This window comes from Methyloprofundus sedimenti, assembly GCF_002072955.1.
In the GTDB taxonomy this organism is placed as follows: domain Bacteria; phylum Pseudomonadota; class Gammaproteobacteria; order Methylococcales; family Methylomonadaceae; genus Methyloprofundus; species Methyloprofundus sedimenti.
In genome coordinates this window covers 1,715,735-1,739,053 of the sequence record NZ_LPUF01000001.1, presented here as the reverse complement: position 1 = coordinate 1,739,053, position 23,319 = coordinate 1,715,735, and the positions used below count along the sequence as shown (strand labels likewise).

The 23,319-nt window shown below is 40.3% G+C and carries 19 protein-coding genes; 10 read left to right on the top strand and 9 right to left on the bottom strand.

Features of this window, described 5'->3' with window-relative positions; all coding sequences use genetic code 11:
- Entirely contained in the window at positions 1-996 is a 996-nt protein-coding gene (locus tag AU255_RS07740) for a glycosyl transferase family protein (protein WP_080522336.1), read from the top strand.
- Positions 997-1,012: 16 nt separating this feature from the next.
- On the opposite strand, the gene AU255_RS07735 is transcribed toward AU255_RS07740, so the two are convergent.
- Positions 1,013-1,639, bottom strand: a complete 627-nt coding sequence (locus tag AU255_RS07735) for a PilZ domain-containing protein (protein ID WP_080522335.1) — start codon at positions 1,637-1,639, stop codon at positions 1,013-1,015.
- A 206-nt stretch (positions 1,640-1,845) separates the two neighbouring features.
- Between AU255_RS07735 and AU255_RS07730 the strand changes: the two genes are divergently transcribed.
- The 4 genes from AU255_RS07730 to AU255_RS07715 all read left to right on the top strand — a co-directional run bounded on the left by AU255_RS07730 (position 1,846) and on the right by AU255_RS07715 (position 5,582).
- Positions 1,846-2,433, top strand: coding sequence for a transglycosylase SLT domain-containing protein (locus AU255_RS07730; protein ID WP_233144578.1), 588 nt, complete (start codon positions 1,846-1,848; stop codon positions 2,431-2,433).
- A 34-nt stretch (positions 2,434-2,467) separates the two neighbouring features.
- On the top strand, positions 2,468-2,947 hold the full coding sequence (locus tag AU255_RS07725; RefSeq protein WP_080522333.1) for an FKBP-type peptidyl-prolyl cis-trans isomerase: 480 nt from the start codon (positions 2,468-2,470) through the stop codon (positions 2,945-2,947).
- A 167-nt stretch (positions 2,948-3,114) separates the two neighbouring features.
- Positions 3,115-5,310, top strand: a complete 2,196-nt coding sequence (gene rlmKL, locus AU255_RS07720) for a bifunctional 23S rRNA (guanine(2069)-N(7))-methyltransferase RlmK/23S rRNA (guanine(2445)-N(2))-methyltransferase RlmL (RefSeq protein ID WP_080523301.1) — start codon at positions 3,115-3,117, stop codon at positions 5,308-5,310.
- Positions 5,301-5,582, top strand: a complete 282-nt coding sequence (locus tag AU255_RS07715) for an acylphosphatase (protein WP_080522332.1) — start codon at positions 5,301-5,303, stop codon at positions 5,580-5,582. Before rlmKL ends, AU255_RS07715 begins: the two co-directional genes overlap by 10 nt.
- A 32-nt stretch (positions 5,583-5,614) precedes the next feature.
- Here the strand turns inward: AU255_RS07715 and AU255_RS07710 are convergent, their stop codons facing one another.
- Both AU255_RS07710 and AU255_RS07705 read right to left on the bottom strand, forming a co-directional pair.
- Complete coding sequence (locus tag AU255_RS07710; RefSeq protein WP_080522331.1) at positions 5,615-6,058, bottom strand: DUF1249 domain-containing protein; 444 nt, start codon at positions 6,056-6,058, stop codon at positions 5,615-5,617.
- A 7-nt stretch (positions 6,059-6,065) separates the two neighbouring features.
- Entirely contained in the window at positions 6,066-6,365 is a 300-nt protein-coding gene (locus AU255_RS07705; RefSeq protein ID WP_080522330.1) for a PilZ domain-containing protein, read from the bottom strand.
- Positions 6,366-6,597: 232 nt separating this feature from the next.
- On the opposite strand from AU255_RS07705, the gene AU255_RS07700 reads away from it, so the two are divergent.
- Positions 6,598-7,608, top strand: coding sequence for a tryptophan--tRNA ligase (locus AU255_RS07700; protein WP_080522329.1), 1,011 nt, complete (start codon positions 6,598-6,600; stop codon positions 7,606-7,608).
- A 201-nt stretch (positions 7,609-7,809) separates the two neighbouring features.
- On the opposite strand, the gene AU255_RS07695 is transcribed toward AU255_RS07700, so the two are convergent.
- The 3 genes from AU255_RS07695 to AU255_RS07685 all read right to left on the bottom strand — a co-directional run bounded on the left by AU255_RS07695 (position 7,810) and on the right by AU255_RS07685 (position 12,626).
- Positions 7,810-9,231, bottom strand: coding sequence for a multicopper oxidase family protein (locus AU255_RS07695; protein WP_080522328.1), 1,422 nt, complete (start codon positions 9,229-9,231; stop codon positions 7,810-7,812).
- Between the two features lie 61 nt (positions 9,232-9,292).
- Positions 9,293-10,906, bottom strand: coding sequence for a GTPase (locus tag AU255_RS07690; RefSeq protein ID WP_080522327.1), 1,614 nt, complete (start codon positions 10,904-10,906; stop codon positions 9,293-9,295).
- Positions 10,887-12,626, bottom strand: a complete 1,740-nt coding sequence (locus tag AU255_RS07685) for a GTPase (RefSeq protein WP_080522326.1) — start codon at positions 12,624-12,626, stop codon at positions 10,887-10,889. The genes AU255_RS07690 and AU255_RS07685 overlap by 20 nt, the downstream gene beginning before the upstream one ends.
- 135 nt (positions 12,627-12,761) lie before the next feature.
- Between AU255_RS07685 and AU255_RS07680 the strand changes: the two genes are divergently transcribed.
- On the top strand, positions 12,762-13,181 hold the full coding sequence (locus AU255_RS07680; protein WP_080522325.1) for a hypothetical protein: 420 nt from the start codon (positions 12,762-12,764) through the stop codon (positions 13,179-13,181).
- A 494-nt stretch (positions 13,182-13,675) separates the two neighbouring features.
- On the opposite strand, the gene AU255_RS07675 is transcribed toward AU255_RS07680, so the two are convergent.
- On the bottom strand, positions 13,676-14,209 hold the full coding sequence (locus AU255_RS07675; protein ID WP_143735888.1) for a hypothetical protein: 534 nt from the start codon (positions 14,207-14,209) through the stop codon (positions 13,676-13,678).
- 847 nt (positions 14,210-15,056) lie between these two features.
- Between AU255_RS07675 and AU255_RS07665 the strand changes: the two genes are divergently transcribed.
- Together AU255_RS07665 and AU255_RS07660 are read left to right on the top strand one after the other, a co-directional pair.
- On the top strand, positions 15,057-15,254 hold the full coding sequence (locus AU255_RS07665; RefSeq protein WP_080522322.1) for a hypothetical protein: 198 nt from the start codon (positions 15,057-15,059) through the stop codon (positions 15,252-15,254).
- On the top strand, positions 15,251-15,847 hold the full coding sequence (locus tag AU255_RS07660) for a flavodoxin family protein (protein WP_080522321.1): 597 nt from the start codon (positions 15,251-15,253) through the stop codon (positions 15,845-15,847). The genes AU255_RS07665 and AU255_RS07660 overlap by 4 nt, the downstream gene beginning before the upstream one ends.
- A gap of 323 nt (positions 15,848-16,170) precedes the next feature.
- On the opposite strand, the gene AU255_RS07655 is transcribed toward AU255_RS07660, so the two are convergent.
- Positions 16,171-16,977, bottom strand: coding sequence for a TIGR01458 family HAD-type hydrolase (locus tag AU255_RS07655; protein ID WP_080522320.1), 807 nt, complete (start codon positions 16,975-16,977; stop codon positions 16,171-16,173).
- Between the two features lie 300 nt (positions 16,978-17,277).
- Here AU255_RS07655 and AU255_RS07650 point away from each other — a divergent pair, with 300 nt between their 5' ends.
- A complete protein-coding gene (locus tag AU255_RS07650) occupies positions 17,278-18,024 on the top strand; it encodes a Mut7-C RNAse domain-containing protein (protein ID WP_080522319.1) in 747 nt (248 codons plus the stop codon).
- Between the two features lie 359 nt (positions 18,025-18,383).
- Here AU255_RS07650 and AU255_RS07645 read toward each other — a convergent pair whose 3' ends face one another.
- Positions 18,384-23,219, bottom strand: coding sequence for a multicopper oxidase family protein (locus AU255_RS07645; RefSeq protein WP_080522318.1), 4,836 nt, complete (start codon positions 23,217-23,219; stop codon positions 18,384-18,386).
- Positions 23,220-23,319: the final 100 nt, after the last annotated feature.

Sequence of the window (23,319 nt, the reverse complement as noted above, 5' to 3'; positions counted from 1 at the left end):
ATGACAAGTAATAATACAGAACACCCTTTTGCCGAATTTATTCGTATCTTAGGTAAAGGGAAAAAAGGCTCTCGCCCCTTGACGCAAGAGGAGGCCTATCAGGCTATGCGCATGATATTGGCAGGCGAAGTTGAAGAAATACAGCTAGGCGCATTCTTAATGCTAATGCGGGTCAAAGAAGAGACACCTGAAGAACTCGCTGGGTTTGTGCTAGCCGTGCGTGAAACCTTGCCTGGTATTGCCAATAACACTGCAGAGTTAGATTGGTCAGCCTATGCCGGAAAACGGCGGCATTTACCCTGGTTTATGCTGTCAAGCCTCTTATTAGCGGAAAATGATATCAAAGTACTGATACATGGTTCAGCATCACATTCAGGGAACCGTCTTTTTGTACAGGATATGCTAACACAATTTTCTTTAGCTAAAGCAGACTCATTGGAAGTCGCTGAACAACAGTTACAAACTCAAAATTTTGCATATTTATCCCTGGAACAACTTTGTCCCGCGCTCGACAGAATGATCCACTTACGTTCATTAATGGGTTTACGCTCTCCAGTCCACACCTTAGTCCGTCTCATAAACCCTTTTAATGCCTCTTACAGCATCCAGGGTATATTTCATCCTGGCTATCGTCCTGTGCATCAAGAAGCGGCATTACTATTACAACAGGCACATATGACGGTAATCAAAGGAGAAGGCGGTGAAACTGAACGTAACCCCGACATGCAATGTTTAGCTCAAAGTGTGCATAACGGCGTATTATCCGAAGAGATATGGCCTGCTTTATTTCCCAGACGCCATGTTAAACCCGAGGCTCTTGACCCCAAGCAACTTATTCAGGTATGGCGCGGTGAAATTAATGACGAGTTTGCTGAAGCAAGTATTATCGGCACAACGGCTGTCGCTTTAAAGTTAATGGGCAAAGCAGATTCACAAGAGATAGCACAACACCTGGCAACTGAATATTGGCACAAAAGAGATAAAAACCGGTATTAAGAAATTTTTTTATATTTTATGGACGATAAAATCGAGGAATGCCTTTTATCTCAGACTTTTCCATATGCAGATATTCCATACCTAATAAGGTGCCTTCCTTTTCATCGTACTGGAACCAGACAACACAACCTTCACCATATAAATGTAATTTTTCAAATTTAAATTCGACGATCATATCCACCTGCAGATCCACATGCTCATCAATATAAATCAAAATTCCATCAACGGATACATTTCGGGTCATAAAATCGTAAAATTTCTCCGCTATTAGTACTTGTCCTGGAGCTGCCATGCTCTTGCGGTAAGCCTTTCTTTTATACAGTAGACTTTGTGGATCATAAGATATTTCCTTAAACTCCAGGCCGATTAAGATCCTCTCACCTTCCATATCGACACGGACTATCTCAGCTTCGCCGACTAAATTTAAACTTTCTATGTAAAAATCCACAATGCTGGATTGTTTAATTAACAAAAAAACATCTTTCTCATCAACTAGGTTAGCGACAGTATTAATAGCTACAAGCCCCCCGGAAATTGACAGATTTTGTACCTGCATTTCATGCTCATGATTACCAATAAACAGCAAACCTGAAAGCGAAATATTTTTCCGAAAATATTGTCTGGAATTAATCAAATTAATCATATTAGTTGGCTACTGCATAGAATCATATTAATCTATGATTAATTATCATTCGCACAAGTATAAATAAACGAAATCTATCCTAAAAAGATAGCTTATATTAAACTAAAATGTATCTAGTTACTAAAATCTTATTCTATTGTAGATATGTCATACGTCAATCCATGCTAAATTTCAACAAGACGCTCAGGCACTATATTAAATCAACCGTGCTACTAATACTTTTATTAATTTTAAGTGCGTGTACCGCCTCGCAACCCAAAAATACGCAAAACGTCTGTGAAATTTTCCGCGAAAAAGATAACTGGTTTGATTATACACAAAGTACCTATGACAAATGGGGGGTGCCTATTCATGTACAAATGGCTATTATTCATCAGGAATCCCGTTTTATTGCCGATGCACAGCCACCCAGACCCTGGATTCTTGGTTTTATCCCCTGGTTTAGAGATAGCTCAGCTTATGGTTATCCTCAAGCTCAGGATAGCACCTGGGACTGGTATTTAGATGATGCAGGAAGCTGGTCTGCTGACCGCGATGTGTTTGAAGATGCAAGTGATTTTGTCGGTTGGTATTGCGCTGTTAGCTATAAGCAATTGGGCATTTCAAAATGGGATACAGCTAAGCAATACCTGGCATACCATGAAGGACATACCGGTTATAAGCGCAAATCCTATTTGAAAAAGCCCTGGTTACTCAAGGTTTCTAAAAAAGTGGCAAAGCAAGCACGCACCTATAATCAACAATTAAACGCCTGTAAAGCAGAATTAGAAAATTCCGGCTGGTTTTTTTGGTAAAATAGAAGAGTTTAGTTTTCTTAAGGAGTTACTCATGGGTAAAACCCAACTCGTTATTCTCGTTGTATCCATTATTTTATTTATAGGTTATTTTATGTTTACCAAACCAGACCCTGAACTTGCAGACAATAACAAACAGACCGGCGAAGCATTTTTAGCCGAAAATGCCGGCAAAGAAGGAGTCATCACCACTGCAAGTGGCTTGCAATATATGATACTGAAAGCTGGCGAAGGTAATAAACCAACAGCCAGTTCAAATGTAACGGTCCATTATCAAGGCACTACACTGGATGGCAAAGAATTTGACAGCTCATATAGTCGTAATGCACCAGCGACCTTCCCTTTAAACCGTGTTATTGCAGGCTGGACTGAAGGCGTACAATTAATGCCTATTGGCGCTAAATACCGTTTTTTTATTCACCCTGATTTAGGCTATGGTGCAAAAGGTGCTGGTGCAGCTATTGGTCCCAATGAAACACTGATTTTTGATGTCGAGTTATTAAGTATTCAATAATAAGTAGATGAACAACCCAAAAGGAGTAAAAAGCTTTCGCTTTTTCTGTTAATAATAACGGCAATAGCTAAAAAGCTATTGCACTCCTCATCAAGATAGATAACATCCCTATAAGAGATGTTATCTATAAATATCTCGCAATTCCCATGACACCATTCCAAAATAATATGAGCAATTTTAATTTTTTTGCCACCACGCCTAAAGCCATGGAAGACATCCTGGTTACCGAATTAAAACAACTGGGTGCTGAAAATGTTAAAGCTGCTCTAGCAGGTGCTTATTTTGAAGGCCCGCTGGAAACAGCTTATCGTGTCTGTCTATGGTCTAGAATTGCTAATCGAGTGTTGTTAACACTTGATACTTTTACGGTCACTAGCCAGGAAGATTTATATGATGGTATCTATAAAATAAACTGGTTTGAACATATGACGCCTGATAACAGTTTTGCTGTTTCATTTAATGCCAAAGGCTCGAAAGCAATCAACAACACCCACTTTGGTGCTATAAAAGTAAAAGATGCTGTGGTCGATCAGATGCGCAAGAAATTTAATAAACGCCCGGATATCAATACCACACAGCCTGATATTCGTATTAATGTATATCTACAAAATGAACAGGCAACACTTAGTTTAGACCTCTCGGGGGAAAGCCTGCACCGTCGTGGCTATCGTGATATCAGTATTACTGCCCCCATAAAAGAAAACCTCGCTGCAGCCATTCTCTACCGTAGTAAATGGCTGGATATCGCCCAGCAAGGTGGCAGCTTAATCGACCCTATGTGCGGTTCGGGGACTTTACTACTTGAAGCGGCGATGATTGCCGGCGATTATGCACCGGGACTACAACATAAACAATTTGGATTTTTACATTGGAAAAAACATAATGCCGTACTATGGCAATCTCTGGTAGATGAAGCGCAACAGCGTAAGCTATCTGGCCTGGAGAACATACCGACAATCGTCGGATTTGATCAGAGCCGACGTGCAATTAATGCTGCTTTATTGCATATAGAAAATGCCGGATTACAAAACAAGATTCATGTAGAGCGACGTGACATAAGTGAAGCAAGCGCTGCCGAAAGCTGGCAACAAGGATTAGTCGTATGTAATCCCCCTTATGGTGAACGCTTAGGTAATACAGAAGAAACGGCGCAACTGTATCGCACCTTTGGCGAAGTAATAAAAAAACAATTTACCCACTGGCAGGCGGCCATGATCATTAGTGATCCTGAGCTTGGATTTCGCCTGGGGATTCGTTCACAAAAGCCAATTACTCTGTTTAATGGCCCTTTAGAATGTAAATTACTACGCCTTGCAATTGAGGAACAAAACTTTTTCACACCTAAGGCAAAATCCCAACAGGAACGTATAGAACAAGTTAAGGCAGAGGATACAATAGCCGATCCAAATGCTGAAATGTTTGCCAATCGATTGCAAAAAAACATCAAAAAAATATCCAAATGGATTAATCGCGAAGGTATTAACTGCTATCGCGTTTATGATGCTGACTTACCTGAATATGCAATCGCCATTGATGTTTATCAGGGAGATAAAACATGGCTCAATGTTCAGGAATACCAGGCACCTAAAACAATTTCACAAGAAAAAGCCATGCTCCGCTTAAGTACTGCTGTGAATGAAATCGCCAGAATATTTGCCATACCTAAAGAACACATTTATTTAAAAACACGCAGCAAGCAAAAAGGCATAGATCAATATGAGAAACTGGCTAATCTCGGTGCTTTTGAAACTATTGAAGAACATGGCGCTACTTTTTATGTCAATTTCGAAGACTATTTAGATACCGGGCTTTTTCTTGATCACCGGCCTCTACGTCTAAAAATCCAGCAACAGGCAAAAAATAAACATTTCTTGAATCTTTTTGCATATACCGGTACCGCATCCGTTCATGCCGCTATCGGCGGTGCCATCTCAACAACTACAGTTGATATGTCTAAAACCTATTTAGATTGGGCACAACGTAATATGACTTTAAATACCAATCAAAGTAAAAATCGATTTATTCGTGCTGATTGTATTGAATGGCTAAAAACCGAGGCAAATAAGTCTCAGCTGGCACAGACTTATGATTTAATCTTTCTTGATCCACCCACTTTTTCTAACTCCAAACGCATGGAAGATAATTTAAGTATTCAGGAAGATCATGTTGAATTAATAAACCATACAGCAAAGTTATTAAGCGCTGACGGAATACTCTATTTCTCGACAAATTTTCGTCGCTTTAAACTGGATACGCAATCACTAGCACACCTACAAATACAAAATATTAGCGCACAAACTATACCCGAAGATTTTTCCAGAACACCTAAAATTCATTATTGCTGGGAAATAAAATGCCAATAGAACACTACAAAATCACGGTAAAAGGTCGTGTGCAAGGCGTTTTCTTCAGAGCCTCCACCCAGAAAAAAGCTAGCCAGTTAGCCGTAAAAGGAGCGGTAAAAAATACGCCTGCTGGTGATGTAGAAATTATTGCCACGGGGGAAAAAAAAGCGCTGCAAAAATTTATCCAATGGTGTCACAAAGGCCCACTAGCAGCAAAAGTCACTGAAGTAATCGTTGAGCCATTCACCGGTTCAGTAGACCACACAAGCTTTATAATTATTAAGCACTAGAAAAGCTGACATTACTTTTTTGTCATAGCGTTCTATGCTGCGATATTATCACTTACAAAGGTATAATCAGCTTTAAGGCAATGGTCTAACCACTTTTCTAAAAAGTAATTCAGTCGCCACTTATAATTCATAATATCGGTACTAAGACTGATATCACCGATAGCATTGCTCACTTCTACACGCTTATAGTCGCGTAATACTTCGGCAATACAAACATCAAAATAGAGTCGAATTTTGACTGCCGGTTCTAATAAAGCCTCTGCATCATTTTCAAAAAAATAACTTAATTGAATAGTTTTTGTATAAGGTGATTGCTCAAGAATTTTCATATGTAACATAGGTTTACCATCAGAAAATCCCTGTGCTGAAGCGTCAATACTTTTTAGATTAGGGATCAGAGAAAACAGTTTACGGTAATTAGTTTCACAAATATTTTGCAAACAAAATGATTTATTAAGCAAAGAAACTTTAGCCATAATCTAATTAATATTCCCTAATGCCCTTTATTTCCGTTGCAACTTCATATTGCTCTGGTCCGACTTCCTTGCTGCGAATCACTTCTACATAAGCCCTTAAGGGTTTTGTTAATTCATTTTTAGTTGCAATCGTCAATTCTAATGCCATGCCATTTTTCAGCATATGCTTGCCCATAAACAAAATTCCGGCTCCGCTAATATTTATACATTCACCGTCATAAGACGGTTCTGAGTCAGGAAACTTATAACTTATAACGCACGGCAAATCCAAACGATTAAATTGCCTGGATTCTGTTTGATTTAACATAGTAACTCCGAAATTTTCTTACAAGTATTGCCAATATTCGAAATAGAAATACTTATGTTCAGCACACAGCGAAATAAACTATCATTATATACATTACTAGGTTTCTTAGTGGCAAGAATATCGTAAAATAGCGAGTAATAAAAAATAAGCAGTGTTTGCCTTGATTTCATCAAAGTTGTATTACGAAAGATCACTGCAATCACATAATTAATTAACACGAGAATAAATCAGCATGAATAAATCGACAATACTCACCGGTATCACTACTACAGGTACTCCTCATTTAGGTAATTATGTCGGTGCGATTCGCCCTGCTATTAAAGCAAGCAAAGATGCTAATGCGAGTCCATTTTATTTTTTGGCCGACTACCATGCCTTAATTAAATGTTCCGAACCAGAAAAAGTACGCCACTCCAGTTTAGAAATTGCTGCTACATGGCTGGCTTTAGGCCTGGATACTAAAAATGCCACATTTTACCGTCAATCAGATGTTCCTGAAATAATGGAGCTCACCTGGATGCTAAGCTGTGTGACAGCAAAAGGCTTAATGAACCGTGCTCACGCATACAAAGGGGTAGTTGCTGAAAATGAAGCAACAGAGAATACCGACCCTGATAAGGGTATTACTATGGGCTTATTCAGCTACCCTATTCTGATGGCTGCCGATATTCTTATTTTTAATGCCCATAAAGTCCCCGTTGGTAAAGATCAAATTCAACATATTGAGATGGCACGCGATATCGCTTCACGCTTTAATCACATTTACGGTGAACATTTTGTCCTGCCTGAAGCTATTATTGATGACAATGCCTCTATTTTATCCGGATTAGATGGGCGTAAAATGAGCAAAAGTTATAACAACACCATCCCCTTATTTGTTCCGGAAAAGAAACTAAAAAAACTGATTAATAAAATTAAAACCAACTCTCTAGAACCTGGCGTAGCCAAAGATCCTACAGATTGCACTCTATTTAGTACCTACCAGGCATTTGCCTCCGAGCAAGAAGTTACTGATATTCGTCAACAATATGCAGAAGGTATCGCCTGGGGAGAAATGAAGAAAATCTTATTTGAAAAAATTAATAGCGAAATAACACCTGCGCGAGAACGCTATGAAGCACTGATGCAAGAACCAGCACATATTGAACAACAGCTCCAGGAAGGAGCCGTAAAAGCACGTGCGATTAGCGCTCCATTTTTACTGGAATTACGTAAAGCCGTGGGCATTCAAAAAATCGTATAACGTAAATTTATATTAAATAAACCCGTCAGTAGAACATGGCTTTAAACCGTTGATATCAACTAATCAACGACTTAAAGCCAGTATTTTCATATTTAGAAACTGAATCAGGATTTTTACTATTTTTTTTAAGCTGACTGATAACCTGCTTTCCCGGATCGTAGCACGTCGCGCATTGCAAATTATTCAACAGTAACTACAGCCTTACTCCTTAACCATAATAGTACTCATCATGCCCGATTCTGCATGCTCTAGTATATGGCAATGATTAGCCCACAAGCCTTTATCCATAGGTACAATACCAATATCAACTGATTCTTTAGGACCAACCAGGACAGTATCTCGCCAGAAATTTTCCTCTACTTTTTGCCTATTTTTTGCAATAACTTTAAAAAATTGTCCATGCAGATGCATAGGGTGTAAGCGTGATGATTTATTGTTAATTCGTAATCGAGTAAATTTACCCGATTGCAGTTCATAAGCCTTACCTTCCAGCCAGACTTTATCATCTATCATCCAGGATATTCCATATACGCCGCCACGTCTAGCATCCAGGGTAAACTCATGCTCAACTGGTATTTTTAGTGCATCGGACCACAGGGGAAAATGTTGCGCCTGAGGTGATTTAAAGGAAGGTGTTGCAATGGGTTCTGCAGACGCTACCTGGATAAAAGCTAAATCGATATTGTTTCGTGTAAAGGCATCTTGCAGAACAAAGGTTTTTCCGGCAGCCGTTTGGGGGATAATAATATCAAGATCCACTCGATTTCCTGGTGCAACAAAAAATTGTTGCAATGCAAATGGAGCTTTAGCTAACATGCCGTCTACTGCAATCACAGCAGGTGATAATTGCTCAAATACAGGCTTAAAAACCCGACCATTAGCAACATTAATCATTCTGATACGGATTCTTTCTCCCGCTTTAACCTTAACCGTGGGTTGATACTTGCCATTGACCGTTAACAGGTTTCCCCAGCGCCCATCGTGAGCCAGGTCATGCCTGGTCACAAATTTAGAATAAATTTCCCCACCGTTTGTAAACAACCAGTCATCCAGAACCCAGACTAGATCTTGTGAATAGACTGGTTCACTTGGGTCTTCCACGATTAAAACTCCATGTAAACCGCGTTCAATTTGCTCTGCCGCATTAATATGCGGATGAAACCAGAAAGTACCCGCATCTTTCGGAGTAAATTGATAGGTAAAGCTATCTCCTGGCTGGATCGGTGGCTGGGTTACTCCGGGCACACCATCCATCGCATTAGGAACGCGGACACCATGCCAGTGAATTGTTGTGGGTTGAGATAATTCATTTTTTAACGTCAACTTTAGTGTATCACCTAGCTTAATTCGAATAACAGGGCCAGGAATGGTTCCGTTATAAGTCCAAACTGATGTAGTGTAGGGTGGCACGATAGACCAAGTACCCTGCTTTGCCACCAATTCGAATTCTCTTAACTCTCCAGTTGGAAGAATTTTTTCAGGATATGCCCCCTTGAACTCATTTTCTAATATTTCAGTAATATTGTGAGTATCGGTTATAGAGAGTTCTGCAGAATAAAGCTGCACAGGACAACTTAGAACAACAAGTGTAAGTAGCAAGTAATAAGAAAAAGTATAGTTCATGGGTTAATTAAGAATTGGGCTGTAAAATGACTCATATCCTGAAAATCATAGCGGCTGTTCGTCATAACAACATCCTTTCCAAAGAACTATTTTCAGGTATTTCAATTGCCCTGCCGCTACCCCGATGACACCCTTTGATAATGTCTTCAGCTTTCAGACGTAACGTCTCCTGAACCTGTGCATTGCTATTAATCGCTTCCAGCACCTCTAATTCCAAAGTTTGTAGCGCGGTTAAAAAGCCACGACTCAAGCCTTTTAACGCGGCTTTTTCTATCGAGGGCTGCAATTTCTTTTGTAAAAAATAGGGAAATAACCAGGAAATAGCAATTAACATTATGCTGTTTATTGCGAAATTTGTGCCTACATAGTGAGGCACTTGTTCTAAACTGCTTTCATAAAATTCAATAAATACCTGATAGCCTACCCAACCCATAGCAGCAATAGGTAATATAATTTCTGCAAATTGCGCTATTTTTATGATTGCACGCTGTAATACATTTCCTGGTTTAATCAAAGCTTTGCGCACTGATAACAAAGTTTTTTCTTCAACAATTTTCTCAGCATTGGCGCGAATAGGTAACAACAGTTTTTTGATTGGTAAAACCGGTATTGCCAATTGATCTGCTTGTAAAATCAAGGCATCCAGAGCATCATCAAAGCGTGTTTGTGCCCATTTATCCCATAAACGCTGATGTAAATAAGGCTCTGTTTGTTTGTGTGCCAAATCTCCGCTATGTAAAGCATAATATGTTGCCATTTGCTGTTGAGGTAAAACAGTTGCTTCAACTAAAAGTCTTTGCAAATCAAGTCCTTGTTTTTTCCAGAAGAGAATTAATTCCTCAGTGACTGTTGCAGGACCTAAAAGCGCGATAGAGGACTGCAATACTTTACTTAATTCAGCTTTACGTACCTGTTGACCTCTTAGCTCCAGCTGTTTAATGGTATTTTCTGTTGCCAGGTTTTGTAAGCTTGTCTGTAAAGTATCAAATTCATCTAACTGACCGGCTGCCATATCAAGCGCACAGCACGTTTGATAAACCAGAGGATTGTTAAACCCTGCTTTGGCCAATTGTTTGATAAAGTCTTGATACTGTTCTGCCTGACCTCGATCGGATTGATTTAAAATAAAAATCCAGGCATGCCTGCCACCTTCAGCTTTTAAAATCTGCCAGGCTTTGCTATCACGATAACGTTCAGGACTCACCACATAAATTAATACATCAATATGCGGCAACCATTCTAAAACTAATTGCTGATTGCTTTGCTCTGTACTGTCAAAATCCGGCATGTCCACCCAGATAATATGCTTATTTTTTTCTTCTGAGTGCTCGGCAATTTTAATTTTGTCTAGCGGTAAAAGGCTGGGTAAATGTGAAATTTTCACACTACGATGATGAAACAATGTGACTTCCTTAGAAGTCGGTCTGACGACTCCAGTGAGTGCAATTTGCTTACCAGCCAGACGGTTTAACAAGGTACTCTTACCCACCCCGGTCCCCCCCAGAAAAGCAACAATTAACGGCCTGGAAGTCACATCGGTAAATAAGCTGTCAGGTGTTCTTGCATCATAGCCCAGCAGTCCCTTAAGTGCTGACTCTGAAGCCCATGCACTATCAACGACTTCTTGTGCCCAGAGCTTAGCCTGAACGACTAAATCAGAGTATTCGTAATCCATGGCGTTTTTGTTCCAATTGTGCCTCTGCTTCAGCAAGCTGATTTGGAGAGATATTAAAATAAGTGTTATGCATCATTTTTTCTGGTAAGTTCGCTAATTCCTTGTGCAAAATTAAAGTAAATAGCTGGTGCTGTACAGCATTCAATTGATGCTGCTTTAATTCAGTTTCAGCACGTTGCAAATAACTGCCTATGGCACTTTCAGCTAAATATGAAGTGACCGATAGCATTGCCGGAGCAATCAATAAATCATGCAAGCCGATTCCACCCGCCTGCACGGCCAGCGCTAACATGGCTGCGTCAGCAGATATGCGGGTTGCGCGTAAACCGTTTAACAACGCAGGATGTTCTTCCAGTTTATGAAATAAACCTTGTGCCGTATTTTCGATTTCCTGTTTAAAGCCCTGGTGGTAAGCCTCTGTGTTGTATTCAAAGTGTTTTAAAATAACTATTTTTTCTTGCCTTAGCTGGCTGTTTATTGCTTTCCACCATTTATTATGGTCTTGTGTCTGATCAATCTGGTCTAACACCTTATCACCTAATTGCAGGAACACACGCTCTGCAATTTGCTGTAAAACAGCTGTTTCTTGCGTTTTTGGATAAGCCCGGTCATATTTATGCTTGCCTAGGGAAAAAATCTTTCTTAAAGGCCAGGCTAATATTTTTCTGCTTTGTGCTATTACATTTGCCAGCCCAGGGACTTCCAGGAGTGTAAGCAATTTTGCCATAGCATTCTGGAAAGTATCGTAATGATGCGGGTGATTCAGATAATCCCGTTGATACTCGACAATAGCTTGCTTAACAGCCTGGTCAATCAATATCTGCCAGGTCGTTTGTGCTTCCTGCTCAGATCTGACCGGTGCCAACCAGGATTGCCAGTGTTGTTTGATGAAATTTGTCGCCGCAGTCTCGTGTTTTTTGCGCTTCACTTTATGCATGCTGCGTCGCAATAGACTGATTAATTCAGCCTGACGATCCTGCGGCACCAGGCCTTTGCTAAATAAAACAGGCAAGATATCGGGTACTTTATCCTGGCGAATTTGCTGCCATCGCTCTTTAAAGGAATCTACGACAAGAGACTGAGAGTCTGCTATCAGTTTATTAATCACTACCAGCACGGGTTGATTCAGAGGCTCAATTAAAGCCATCGCATCCCAGACAGACTGATCAGCATATTTCTCTTTACTCACCACCAACACCAGAACATCCGCAAGCGCTAATGATTTTAATACACCTTCCCGATAGCTTTGCGCATCGATCGAATCAAAATCAGGTGTATCCCAGAGCATACAGGCACTTAAATGACTTGCACTAACATGATTAAGTGAATAACAAGTATATTTTTCAGCATTCAAAGACAGTTGCTGAACTTCCTGAAAACCTGAAAAATATTGCGCAATATATGCTAAATCATCCGTTTGCAAATCCACCGCAAAACCTTGGGGATGTACTGTATAGCCAGCCAGTGGACTAACTCCTGCAGCATTTTGATTGAGCAATAAATTAACAACTGTACTTTTGCCTGACTGAGTTGGGCCAATGATGGCAATATTTATTGGCAATCTCCCGTGTTCAATTAACTGCTCCTTATGTAAAAAAGATTCAATTAAGATTAATTGCTCAATACTAGTCTGAAAGCTTGACCATTGCCTGCTTTCCTCGGCTAACCCCGATTGAATTATCTGGTAGCGCTGTTTTAAATTTGTAATAAATTCCAGCATTGATATTGGCTTATGTATATAATTACATAGTAATTTACTATGTTTACGTTTACCTTTTCAGGGTGAACTCAGACGAACTATGTATTATAGTCAAATATTTATAATAAAAAAAAATACTTACCCGAGGATTCTTTTATGCGCATACTTTATATTATCGTTATTTCTTTCAGCATTTTATTATCTACTGGTTGTAGCAGTGGCAGCGAAATAAACGGACGTAATTTTAAAACAGCCTTAAGATCAGTCAAAATGATAAAAGGACGTTTACCCCAGGAAAAAAGAATAGCCTTTGAATTATCTTTTTGGGCGGCACGCACGACTTACAGAAATAATGAAGAATTCTTGGATATAGTCGGTGGTAAATCGCCTGATGAAATGATTGAAGTGGGTAAAGAAATTTTTGCACAACGTAAGGCGGAAGGTTTTGAGGAATATCAACAATATGCAAACTGGGACGAAATGATTGCCAAATATACAAAAGAGCGTGAAGAGCAGAATATAAGGCAGAAACGCGATCCCAGAGATAGTGCAAATAGCGTCATATACAAACTTTAATACTTGATTTGGGGAGCAGGCTTTAGCCTGCTGGTATAATCCTGCTTTCAAAATTCATTTAACATTAGCAGAAAGAACCAGGATTTTTACCCCCCTGTAAATTTTGCACACGCATCATAACTTATTTTACGGATTATCTGAGGCATGTTCTACCGGGGATGGCAGGCATACTCTTGTTTACAATTTCCGGCTTATGCTGACACTATATTAATTGTTATTGGTATTTTAGGCATCGTGTTAAACCCTTTCTCCGGGAAACTTTTCACCCCATATGAAATATACTCCGCTCTTGGTTTTTTTGCGGCATTTATAACTAGCCTGATAGCCGACATACAAGAAACCTTTTAAATTGTATGTTCGGATTAGTGCAGACGCTTCACTTTTGATAGTCAAAATCGGCGTGCACCCTATAGAGTGACAAATCGATTATTGTTATCATCAGCCGGATCTGTGTCACCACTGGCATAATTATTTTCTGCAATACATACCTAAAGTTAGTTATCTGATTGATTATTTTGATCTGCCTCTTTGGCGATTTTACTTATGAAATTGGGCACTAATCCCTCAGAAAAACCGGCGATAAAAGACCAGACGATGGCTTTGGCAACATCTACATTCTCATCAGGAATGGATAGCTTGGCAAAATCACTGAAGGTTGTGAAACCCTCTTCTCCCGATGCAAAGATCGGAAATAGCGATCCCTGAACAAAACCAGCCATAAAAATCAAATATAAAACAAAAGCAAAAACCCCTCCTACGAAAGGAGATAAATAGATTTGGATGGTAACCAGTCGCTTTGTCATTGCATCCTCGGTTTCACTTTTGGCTGTGCTTATGATTTGAATACGCCGAAAACTATTAACTGCCCCTCCTACGGTACCGGATACAAAAATGAGCGTCTCAAAAGGAATTAAGCCTAACATGGCAAGGATCGCTGAGGCTGTCATAGCAACCACAACCATAATGATCGCTATGGCAACGTGCGTCGCCTGGTTAGGTCCTGTCTGGGTGTGATCGGTCTTGTTCACGGTAGCAAAGCCTCGTATTAATTTTCCATTATGTATTTTGACAGTATGTAGGGCGCAATAGAGAAGCGTATTGTGCCATCAAAGAAAGCAAATAAAGGTGATGAAATAAAAAACTGGCGCTACCCATATAATGTTATCAAGGTGTTAGAGCGTCGATTGAAATTTAAAATCACTCAATGTCTGCAATGAGTCGATCCAGCTATTACATTTGGCAGAATTAGTTAAAATTAAAGCTTTAAGCTGCCAACCAACGTCTGAATTACGACGCCTGTTATTAGTGTAAAACTAAAATAGCAATCTCTCAACTCGTGTGGACCAAAAAATATATACCCCAACTATTTATAAGATAAATAAGAACCATAAAAACTATAGATAGATATATTTTTCTATGAATCAGAGAACTTAAATGCATTTTTTGTACTTGGAGAAAAAGCGATGGCAGTCCTGTATAACCAGGTGCAATCAGCAATTACGAAAACTTAAGGCTTATATTTACCTGAAAAACCGGCTAACTGAACTGCCTAAGCCAGGCCGACATTATCCACCAGATGCGCTGAATCAATTGTTGCATTGTAAAATTAGCGTTGACTTTTTATGAAAATATAGCCGATAAACTAAAATTTACTATTATTTGTATAGGAATAGGTAAATTGCCCTGCCCCCATTGCTACTCTCTTTGCTATTGCCAGAGCAAGACTTTCACCCACTGTAATAATAGTTCTTGCTCGGCTACACAGCCTTTTGATACTATTCAGAAAAATATTGTGGAATCCAAATATAACCAATGAATTTCTTACACTTGCCAGGCGGTATATTCATCAGTAGCACGGTGTGCCTGGGAGATACGATGAAGTGGTTAAAAATTATCACACCGATCGGAAAATTCCTTGGATTAATACCAATGATTAAGTTTTTTACTAAAGACCAATTGAGGGATTGTATAGTAGATGCTGGTTTTGATATTGATCAATTTTGGCATCCAGGTAAAGGTAAAGCTGAATTTATAGTCGCCAGGAAACGCCTTCTTAATGAAGAAACATCATGAATAAGATACTCGCAATTAATGGTTCATATCGAGATGACGGTATAACTGATAAAGCTGTTGAGGCCATGGTACGCTGTGTAAAATCAGCGGGTGCAGAAGTCGAGGTTATCCTGCTTCGTGAGTATCCAATTGAATTTTGCCTTAATTGCCGAGAGTGTACTCAACAGACAGGTAATTTGCCAGGTAAATGTGTGCAACATGACGGGATGGAAGAATTAATTAATAAAATAGAACTGGCTGATGGCTTTATTCTCGCCTCACCCACAAACTTTGGTTCAGTCACTGCCATCTTTAAACGCTTTATGGAGCGGCTAACTGTTTATGCCTATTGGCCATGGGATAAGAATTATCCTCAATCTAGAAAATCAAATGTACAACAGAAAAAAGCTGTTATTATTTCCTCATGCGCAGCTCCTGGATTTATAGGACGTCTGATGTATGGAACCCTTAAGCAACTTAAAATGACTGCGCGAACTATTGGGGCAGAAACTGTTGGCACACTGTTTACAGGTTCTATTTCCAAAGAATCTCACCCAACGTTAAGCGATGCAGTGCAGAAAAAAATCAAGATATTGGCTGTAAAACTGGTGTGATAAAACCATCAAATATCAGCTATGACAATGAACTCACACAAATAAGGTAGTCTAAAAAGCACACTAAACGCGGACATTTTGCTACACGGCACTTCGTGAAATTGCGATGTTATTTTTCTATAAAAGATAATTTTGACTGACCGTTGGGACTAGATTTTATAATACCCAAAATATCAGATTTTATGATCTCTTGCCATCCAGCAACTGGCCATAGAAATTTATTAAATCAATGACATAAAGTGCTTAATTGGCAATAAAAGTCTCCCATGACCAAGCAATTCGGCAAGCGATAAAAGCCGTATGATTTAAGACTCTAAATTACTTTAGCTATTACTATCACAAGCTGTTTCAACAAAAGGAGACAGGTTTACCAAATCTGCAATAGAATCAAGGACAAGGTCAGGTACTACTTCGGAGTTAGCAGCATACTCTTTTCTATATTTGCCTGTCTTTACCAGTATCCCTTTTAAACCTGCGAGCTGCCCACCGCCGATATCTGAATCAATATCATCCCCGATAATAGCAACTTCATTTGCTGAAAGTGACATGTCATTAAGAGCCATTTGAAAAAAATCAAAAGAAGGTTTGCCGATTATTACTGCACTTTTGCCACTGGCATATTCCAGAGCAGCAATAAAGGCACCGATATCCATTTGCAGTCCATGTTCTGTTTGCCAGAAACGATTTTTATGAATGGCAATCAGTTCAGCGCCATTGACCAATAAATTAAAAATATCATTTAACATTTTATAGGTCCAGGTATCACCAATATCACCAATAATAACGAAATCAGCGTGCTTGGCAGATTGTTTGAAAGTACTAAAATCGTGCTTAACATCATCTGCTAACAACAAATAGCAAATCGGGTTAGTAACTTTCTGCAAATAGATTTTAGCTGCTTGCGGAGCACTGATAATCTCTTCAAGCTTGATATTAAAACCCAGCTTCCCCAGCTTTTGTTGTATGGACGCTCTTGAAAGAGTGCTGGTATTGGTAATAAAGCGGCATTTTATGGCAGAGTTTCTTACACTATTAATTGCTTCTAATGCACCGTCAATTCTTTTTGATCCAACATAAAGCACACCGTCAAGATCGAATAATATACCTTTAATATGGCTTAGGTTATTCATATGAGTAATGCTCCAAATAAATAGGTTAAGGAATGAAAATTCTATTTCTCTGTTAATAGCCAAAATAATTATTGCCTGACACACGCCATCTACAACTTGCCTTAATCAGCCAAAACCGAAAATTAAATATATGGATGTGAATTCATTTTATTTTATATGTGGCTATTAATTTTTTTAACTTCATTTGTGCAATCTGGCAGTACTCGTAGTCACCATTTTTTCATTCAGACTAAATTGATTAACTTGATACACTGGCTGAGACACAGTGTAGGAAAAAAAGAAGAATAGGTAAATAAATTTATGACACAGATTCGATTACGTTTCTATGAGGAGTTGAATGATTTTATTACACCCGCATTACGAAAGGTTGAGATCGTTCATGTCTTTTTTCGGAAGGCTTCGATAAAGGACATAATCGAATCTTTCGGTGTTCCGCACACCGAAGTAGAATTGATTTTGGTAAACGGTATTTCGGTAAATTTTGCCTATACCGTAAAAGATGGTGACCGTATCAGTGTGTACCCCAAATTTGAAAGTTTTGATATAACACCGATATTGCGACTCCGTCCAAAACCCTTACGTTTACCAAAATTTGTCATAGATGCTAATCTTGGGCGACTAACTCGCTATCTAAGATTATTAGGGTTTGATTGCCTGTACAGCAATGCTTATGATGATGCCACAGTTGCAACAATATCGAGTGAGAAGAACAGGATCGTCTTAACACGTGATCGTAGGTTATTACAACGTAAGATAATAACTCACGGATATTTTGTCCGTGAGGTAACCCCTAAACTTCAGGTCAAAGAGGTTTTGAAACGATTTGATTTATATCGCTTGATAACACCTTTCACTCGCTGCATGCATTGCAACGGTATATTGGAGAACATCGAGAAACAACAAATCAAGGAGCACCTGAAACCGTTGACAAAAATGCACTACGACAATTTTCTCGTCTGTTCTGGTTGCAAACAAATTTATTGGCAAGGCAGTCATTATAAGCGTGCAAAACAATTAATAGATGAATTTATGCAAATTAGCGGATGACTGTAAAAAATAGATTCAGAGCTCCCCATTGGCCGACAATCAAAGTCACCAATCAAAGGGATCGGTGTCATTGATTGTCTTTATCTTTTTCAGATTTCCTATTACATCCAGACATTCAGGTTTTTTAGTTGCGTCGCGTATTTCATTTATCGTATAAGCTAGAATCTATTGTGCAAACAGGCTCCTATACTCTGCCTCACGGTTTTGTGGATAAATCCGTACTCAACTGAGGTTTCTAGGTTGAATCAGACGTCTCACGCCCTAAAACATCTGCTCTTATTGATTTTGACTTTATTGACCTCGGAAACTTCGAGTAGAGCCGGTGAGAATCCGGCTCTACTCAGAAAGTTTTATAGGCATTAGAAAAAACCAGTTTCGGATACATTAGTTCCAGCCAGAAGTTTCACAGTGAAACTGGAAAATTTATCAAAGCGCTTCTGGGCCTTTTTTCTGCTGGAAAATCCTTTAGCCCGCGTACCGAATATTTGATTGTTGAGCTGCATGAATCGTGTGCCTTGCTCGACGAATCCCTGACCAAAAGAGCCTAGTAGGACAGCATCGCTATCCCACTGAGCATTGCTGAACTGAGAGGCCGAAGATATAAATTCTAGCCTAAAGATATCTTTTCCAGCGGTGCTTTGCAGGATCGCCATTGGCAAGAAGGTTTTGGAAAGGTCATGAGCATTTAACTTGTTTTGCCAGAACTTGATATCCTGCCCGGTTGCACGCCGTGCATAGAGCGTCCTATAGGTGGTATCAACGATTGTAGCTACATCCGCTGATTCCAGGCTGCTTCCAAAATGCTGAATGACCAGAGCTTCAGCTACAGAGCTGGATAGAAAATCGTCGACATAGTCTTGTATTGAGTTTACCGAACTGAGTGAGGCTGCAGCTGCAGCGGCTCCGCCGGGGTTGGGAAGTCTGCCGAAATAAGTGGCATAGGTAAGATTAGCCATGTTATTGCGTTGCTGAATGTCTTCTTCGTTGAAGGACGAATGATTGTAGCCAGTGATATCATCTGCATCGACTATATTCATCCCATTAAGGTCAATGACGAGTTGCTGGGCTGTATCGAAGAGGTTTAAGGATGTGCTGGCGTTGCCATTAGCGGCATTACCCTGAGCTAAAAGCATTCGGTTATTCACCACGAGTACCCCATTGCCAAACACGGAGGAAAAGCCTGGTGTAGAGGCTTTCGTACTGGTCGGTATCAGGGCAATATCTGAAAGGTGTAATGGTGTGGAACTTGGATTGATCAGATTGATGACCTTGTCGTCGTGAAGGAAGGTGGTTAATCTGCCATGGCTTTGATGCGTGGATGAGAAGCTGAACCCTTCAGGGTTATTGGGTTCGGATGTGGCTATGAAATGCCCGGCATCAAGCTGGAAGGTTAGTTGCTGAATTTTTCCAGTTTTCGTGACAACAGTCGCAATAAGATTCTCAATTGCGGATTGATAAAAACTGTTGAAGCCTGAATTCAGGCTGATCGAACTGAGCCCTTCCAGGCTTGGGTCGATAACCAGCGCATCGGCAAGAATCGACTCATTAGGGAAGAAGCCACCTTCTGATTGACCTGTGGAGTACAAAAGAGACGCGGCGGCACCATCAAGGATGGTGATTCTCAAGCCACTATTTGTAGCATAAACAAGGGCGTAGTCATTGAAATTATCAAGATTGAAGTCGCCAATTGTAATACTGAACTGGGAAGATTTCAGCCCTTCAACTGGAGCGAGGTCGTGAACCGGTTGAGGTTCAGTATCTGGATTTTCCTGATGGGTAAAGGCGTCACCACTGTTTTGAACTGATAGAGAGCCGTTATGATTCACCATACCAGAGATAGGAAGTGTGCCGTTGTTATTTGCGTTGTATGGCGTTGAATTGAAGGTAGAAACGGTCCATTGCTTCCCTTCTTTGCTGCCAAGCCAACCAGTAATAGTAAAGTCTGTCAGGTCAATTTCTTCGTTCTTGCCGCCATTAGCAAAGCCTGCTGTGACGATATCTCTCTGATTGTCACCCGTGAAATCTTCTGCGAAGGCATAGGGAGCAAGTGAGCTCGCTTTATAGGGAAGAATCTTTGCTATTACTTTGCTAAAGGGCTGTTCATGGTTCTTAACTTTTTTTGATTTTAGTATTGATTCACCATCGACTACTCTAACGATGCCATCACCAGACGAGCTGATTAGCAGATCCTGAGTAAAATCGGAGTTGATATTGCCTACATCAAGCCTCTTAAGCTGGATGGCTTTGGATTTTGTTTTGATTCCTACTTTATAGGCTTTAAAACTTTGAGCCTGAAATATTGTAAAATGCTGGATATTATTGTGGTGGTTACTGCTGACTGTGAAGCCTTCGGCAGGCGCTAACCAGCTGGACTTCGTATTCTCAATGACAGTGAGTACCTGCATCATGCCCGCATCTTCATGGGGAAGTATATGGCAATGAAATACATAGGTGCCGACATAGTCCTGAAATACCATCCGGATCGTTTGGGTATTAGCTCCCCAGGTGCCGAGGCCAGCAACAGTATCAGGATCAATAGCAACAGGAATCGACTCGAAGTTACCTTCGAGGGGAGGCAGGGTATCTCTTTTCTTCAGGGCTGTGTTATAGAAATCGTACCCAGATGAGTTGAGCATCGTAACGTCTTGCAGGCTCCCTGTGCCATTACGTTCAGTATCTGAATTTTTTACCTGAAAGTCATTAATATGAATATGAAAAGGATGGCCGATATATTGACTTGGTGTTATGGTCGAATTAAGAGCATTTATTCTGCTTACGCTCCAGTTCTTCAGGTCCCATTCTTCGATGGTTCCCAGTTGAGCAATAGTAAGGTTTCCCTGAGGAAAGACATGGTCATTGATCAGCCAGGGGCCTGCATACCCAAGCCAGGTTGGAAAGTTTGAAAATTGGTTACCATTTAGAGCAATGGGTAGCACTTGATAGCGTGTGAAATCATTCCCCGGGTTCTGCTCTTCATAGTCATTGATTTGAGCCTGAGTGGGTGCGTCCCATTCACTCTCAGGCCCTACCAGAGTACGTGAGAAGCTGAAACTGCGTGACCGGATCGGAGTCCAGGTTTCTTGTCCGTTTGACGTAGCAAAGAGATCAATCCGAGGTACTGCATTGGGATTATAATCCTCGGCAACTGTGGTAGGCTGAATATCCTGAATCTTGATTGTTGCATTGAACGCCTGAATGTCTTCAGCTTGTTCTGTTGGAGATAGCATCTCAACATGCTGGTCAACGACAAAAGTTGCCAGTGCTCCAAAACCAGTGAGTCCAGCAGGGTTCATTGATGTATTACCTCCGCTAGCAGTGGTATTTGCGTTACTTAATTCGGGGTAGCGACCTGCATTGCGAACAAAGTACTCCTCATTGGTTATTGGGTGTTTAAATGAGTATATTGATGCCAGTTCAGTAGTACCTTCTGGAAGATAGACTAGAATATCGACCCTTTTACCAGGGGGTAGGACAAGTGCATTTTGAGTTTGTGCATAGGCTGTTGGTGGAGCAGACTCACCAGAACCAAAATTCTGGGAGTTCTGACCCAGCACACCTGTTACTTCAAGAATCTGAGGGAATTGATGACCATCCTCGCCATACTGGAAAAGTTTTAGCGTTTCCCTGTTTCCAGACTTGTCTGTGTGAATCAGTATAATCTGATATTGTGCATTATTGGTTTGATTACTGAGGGTCAGTGATTGCCAACCGCCTTTTCCTGCATCAGCTTCAGGCTGGAATTGCCCGTTAACAGTCACCATTGTCAGTCTATTAACCCCAGTGCCAATATTATCGTAGCCCGTTAGCTGAAGGTCTTCACCACCATTCTTACTGTCAATCTGGGAAAGTTTTAGAATGGCAAGGTTTCTTGGCGTACTTGCAAGAGCCGAAATTTTTGCCAGAGGATCTCCGATCTGCATAAACCCTGACAAGCCACCATAAACTTGTTGATTGACTGCAGGGTGATAGTGGGAGTGATACCAGTAGGAACCAACACCATGATCGATTGGGATTTCGATATTTGTTGTCCATGACTGGCCAGAGGTATATCGCGCCACCACATTGTCTCCAAAAGCTGTCGGGTTTGTATGTGAACCGTGCAAATGAAAGTTGGTTGACGTGCTTCCTGCCAGGCCTTCACTGGCACTGTTGCCATATGTGTTATTGGCGATTAGTGTGGAGAGTTCAAGTTCTTTCTGGCTTAGAGTTCCGATTTTAATATCATTGGAAAAATTTAAAATAACATCATCACCGGGTTGGATAATCAGTACAGGAGCAGTCAGGTTTCCCCGGTTTTTGATGTTAGCATGCTGGAAAGTATAGAGAATGCTGGGGTACCATAAATCCGGGTTGGGGGTTGCCTTAGGGTCTAGCAGGTTGTCTATATTCTGACGCAGGGCGTGCTCATCGAAGTCTGAATGGAGAAGAATATTCTCAGGATCATATAGTCCCCATAGTGACTCTATATTGTAATTTTCAGCCATCTGGATATCTGCAAATAGATCATCCGAGGAGGTTCCATTTGCATTCCAGTATGTATCGTTAGTTGCCAACTGATCAGCGCCTGGCCCCATGTAGCCAATCTGAACAAGATCGCTCATCGAATTGTTTCTGGGAGTCCCTGTCCATTGATTCTTGACAGTGGAATACATTTGCACCCACGACGTCTTAGTCCCTTTTGGATCTGTATCTACAGAGTTTAACTGTGGGAACAGCCAATCCTGAATGAAATTATTAATTCCAGGAATTTCCACAGGGTCAGTAGTGATGCGTAGATTCGCCTCCAGCTTTCTTGGGCCATTCGAACTAGTGATTCTGTTTCCTTTTAGTTTCAAACTGCTAGAGAGAATTATATCGTTGGGAAACAACCCACCTAGAACAAAATTAAATGATTTTTTTGATGTCTTGTGTGCTTCTCGATCAGGATATTTACTGTCCTTATCGTGCTTGCTTCTGAATGATAGCGGAGTAAATAGTTCTCGTTGCTCATTACTCGTCTTTTCATTAGCGGGGTCTGAGCCGGCAGCAACTGATTTTGGTACAAGTGTTGAAACAGGCGAACCAATCACGTTAGCTTGCTTATCAAGGGGTGGCTTTTTCGAAACATCAGCAGTTGCTAAACCGCTCATTCCTGCCAAAGTGACTGATGCAAATATGCGCAAATAAAGTTTTGTTGGGGCAAAAATTTTGTTCATTGCTTTATACCTCTTTTAGTAAGGCTTATCAGCCACTGATTTTCGTTAATCTAAAAATAAATGAATGGCAACATATTGTTTTTTAAATGAATGAATACCT

Excerpts from the sequence above, each read along its gene's own strand:
- AU255_RS07740 (WP_080522336.1), top strand. The coding sequence starts at position 1 with ATGACAAGTAATAATACAGAACACCCTTTTGCCGAATTTATTCGTATC.
- AU255_RS07735 (WP_080522335.1), bottom strand. The coding sequence starts at position 1,639 with ATGATTAATTTGATTAATTCCAGACAATATTTTCGGAAAAATATTTCG.
- AU255_RS07725 (WP_080522333.1), top strand. The coding sequence starts at position 2,468 with ATGGGTAAAACCCAACTCGTTATTCTCGTTGTATCCATTATTTTATTT.
- rlmKL (WP_080523301.1), top strand. The coding sequence starts at position 3,115 with ATGAGCAATTTTAATTTTTTTGCCACCACGCCTAAAGCCATGGAAGAC.
- AU255_RS07715 (WP_080522332.1), top strand. The coding sequence starts at position 5,301 with ATGCCAATAGAACACTACAAAATCACGGTAAAAGGTCGTGTGCAAGGC.
- AU255_RS07710 (WP_080522331.1), bottom strand. The coding sequence starts at position 6,058 with ATGGCTAAAGTTTCTTTGCTTAATAAATCATTTTGTTTGCAAAATATT.
- AU255_RS07705 (WP_080522330.1), bottom strand. The coding sequence starts at position 6,365 with ATGTTAAATCAAACAGAATCCAGGCAATTTAATCGTTTGGATTTGCCG.
- AU255_RS07700 (WP_080522329.1), top strand. The coding sequence starts at position 6,598 with ATGAATAAATCGACAATACTCACCGGTATCACTACTACAGGTACTCCT.
- AU255_RS07695 (WP_080522328.1), bottom strand. The coding sequence starts at position 9,231 with ATGAACTATACTTTTTCTTATTACTTGCTACTTACACTTGTTGTTCTA.
- AU255_RS07690 (WP_080522327.1), bottom strand. The coding sequence starts at position 10,906 with ATGGATTACGAATACTCTGATTTAGTCGTTCAGGCTAAGCTCTGGGCA.
- AU255_RS07685 (WP_080522326.1), bottom strand. The coding sequence starts at position 12,626 with ATGCTGGAATTTATTACAAATTTAAAACAGCGCTACCAGATAATTCAA.
- AU255_RS07680 (WP_080522325.1), top strand. The coding sequence starts at position 12,762 with ATGCGCATACTTTATATTATCGTTATTTCTTTCAGCATTTTATTATCT.
- AU255_RS07665 (WP_080522322.1), top strand. The coding sequence starts at position 15,057 with ATGAAGTGGTTAAAAATTATCACACCGATCGGAAAATTCCTTGGATTA.
- AU255_RS07660 (WP_080522321.1), top strand. The coding sequence starts at position 15,251 with ATGAATAAGATACTCGCAATTAATGGTTCATATCGAGATGACGGTATA.
- AU255_RS07655 (WP_080522320.1), bottom strand. The coding sequence starts at position 16,977 with ATGAATAACCTAAGCCATATTAAAGGTATATTATTCGATCTTGACGGT.
- AU255_RS07650 (WP_080522319.1), top strand. The coding sequence starts at position 17,278 with ATGACACAGATTCGATTACGTTTCTATGAGGAGTTGAATGATTTTATT.
- AU255_RS07645 (WP_080522318.1), bottom strand. The coding sequence starts at position 23,219 with ATGAACAAAATTTTTGCCCCAACAAAACTTTATTTGCGCATATTTGCA.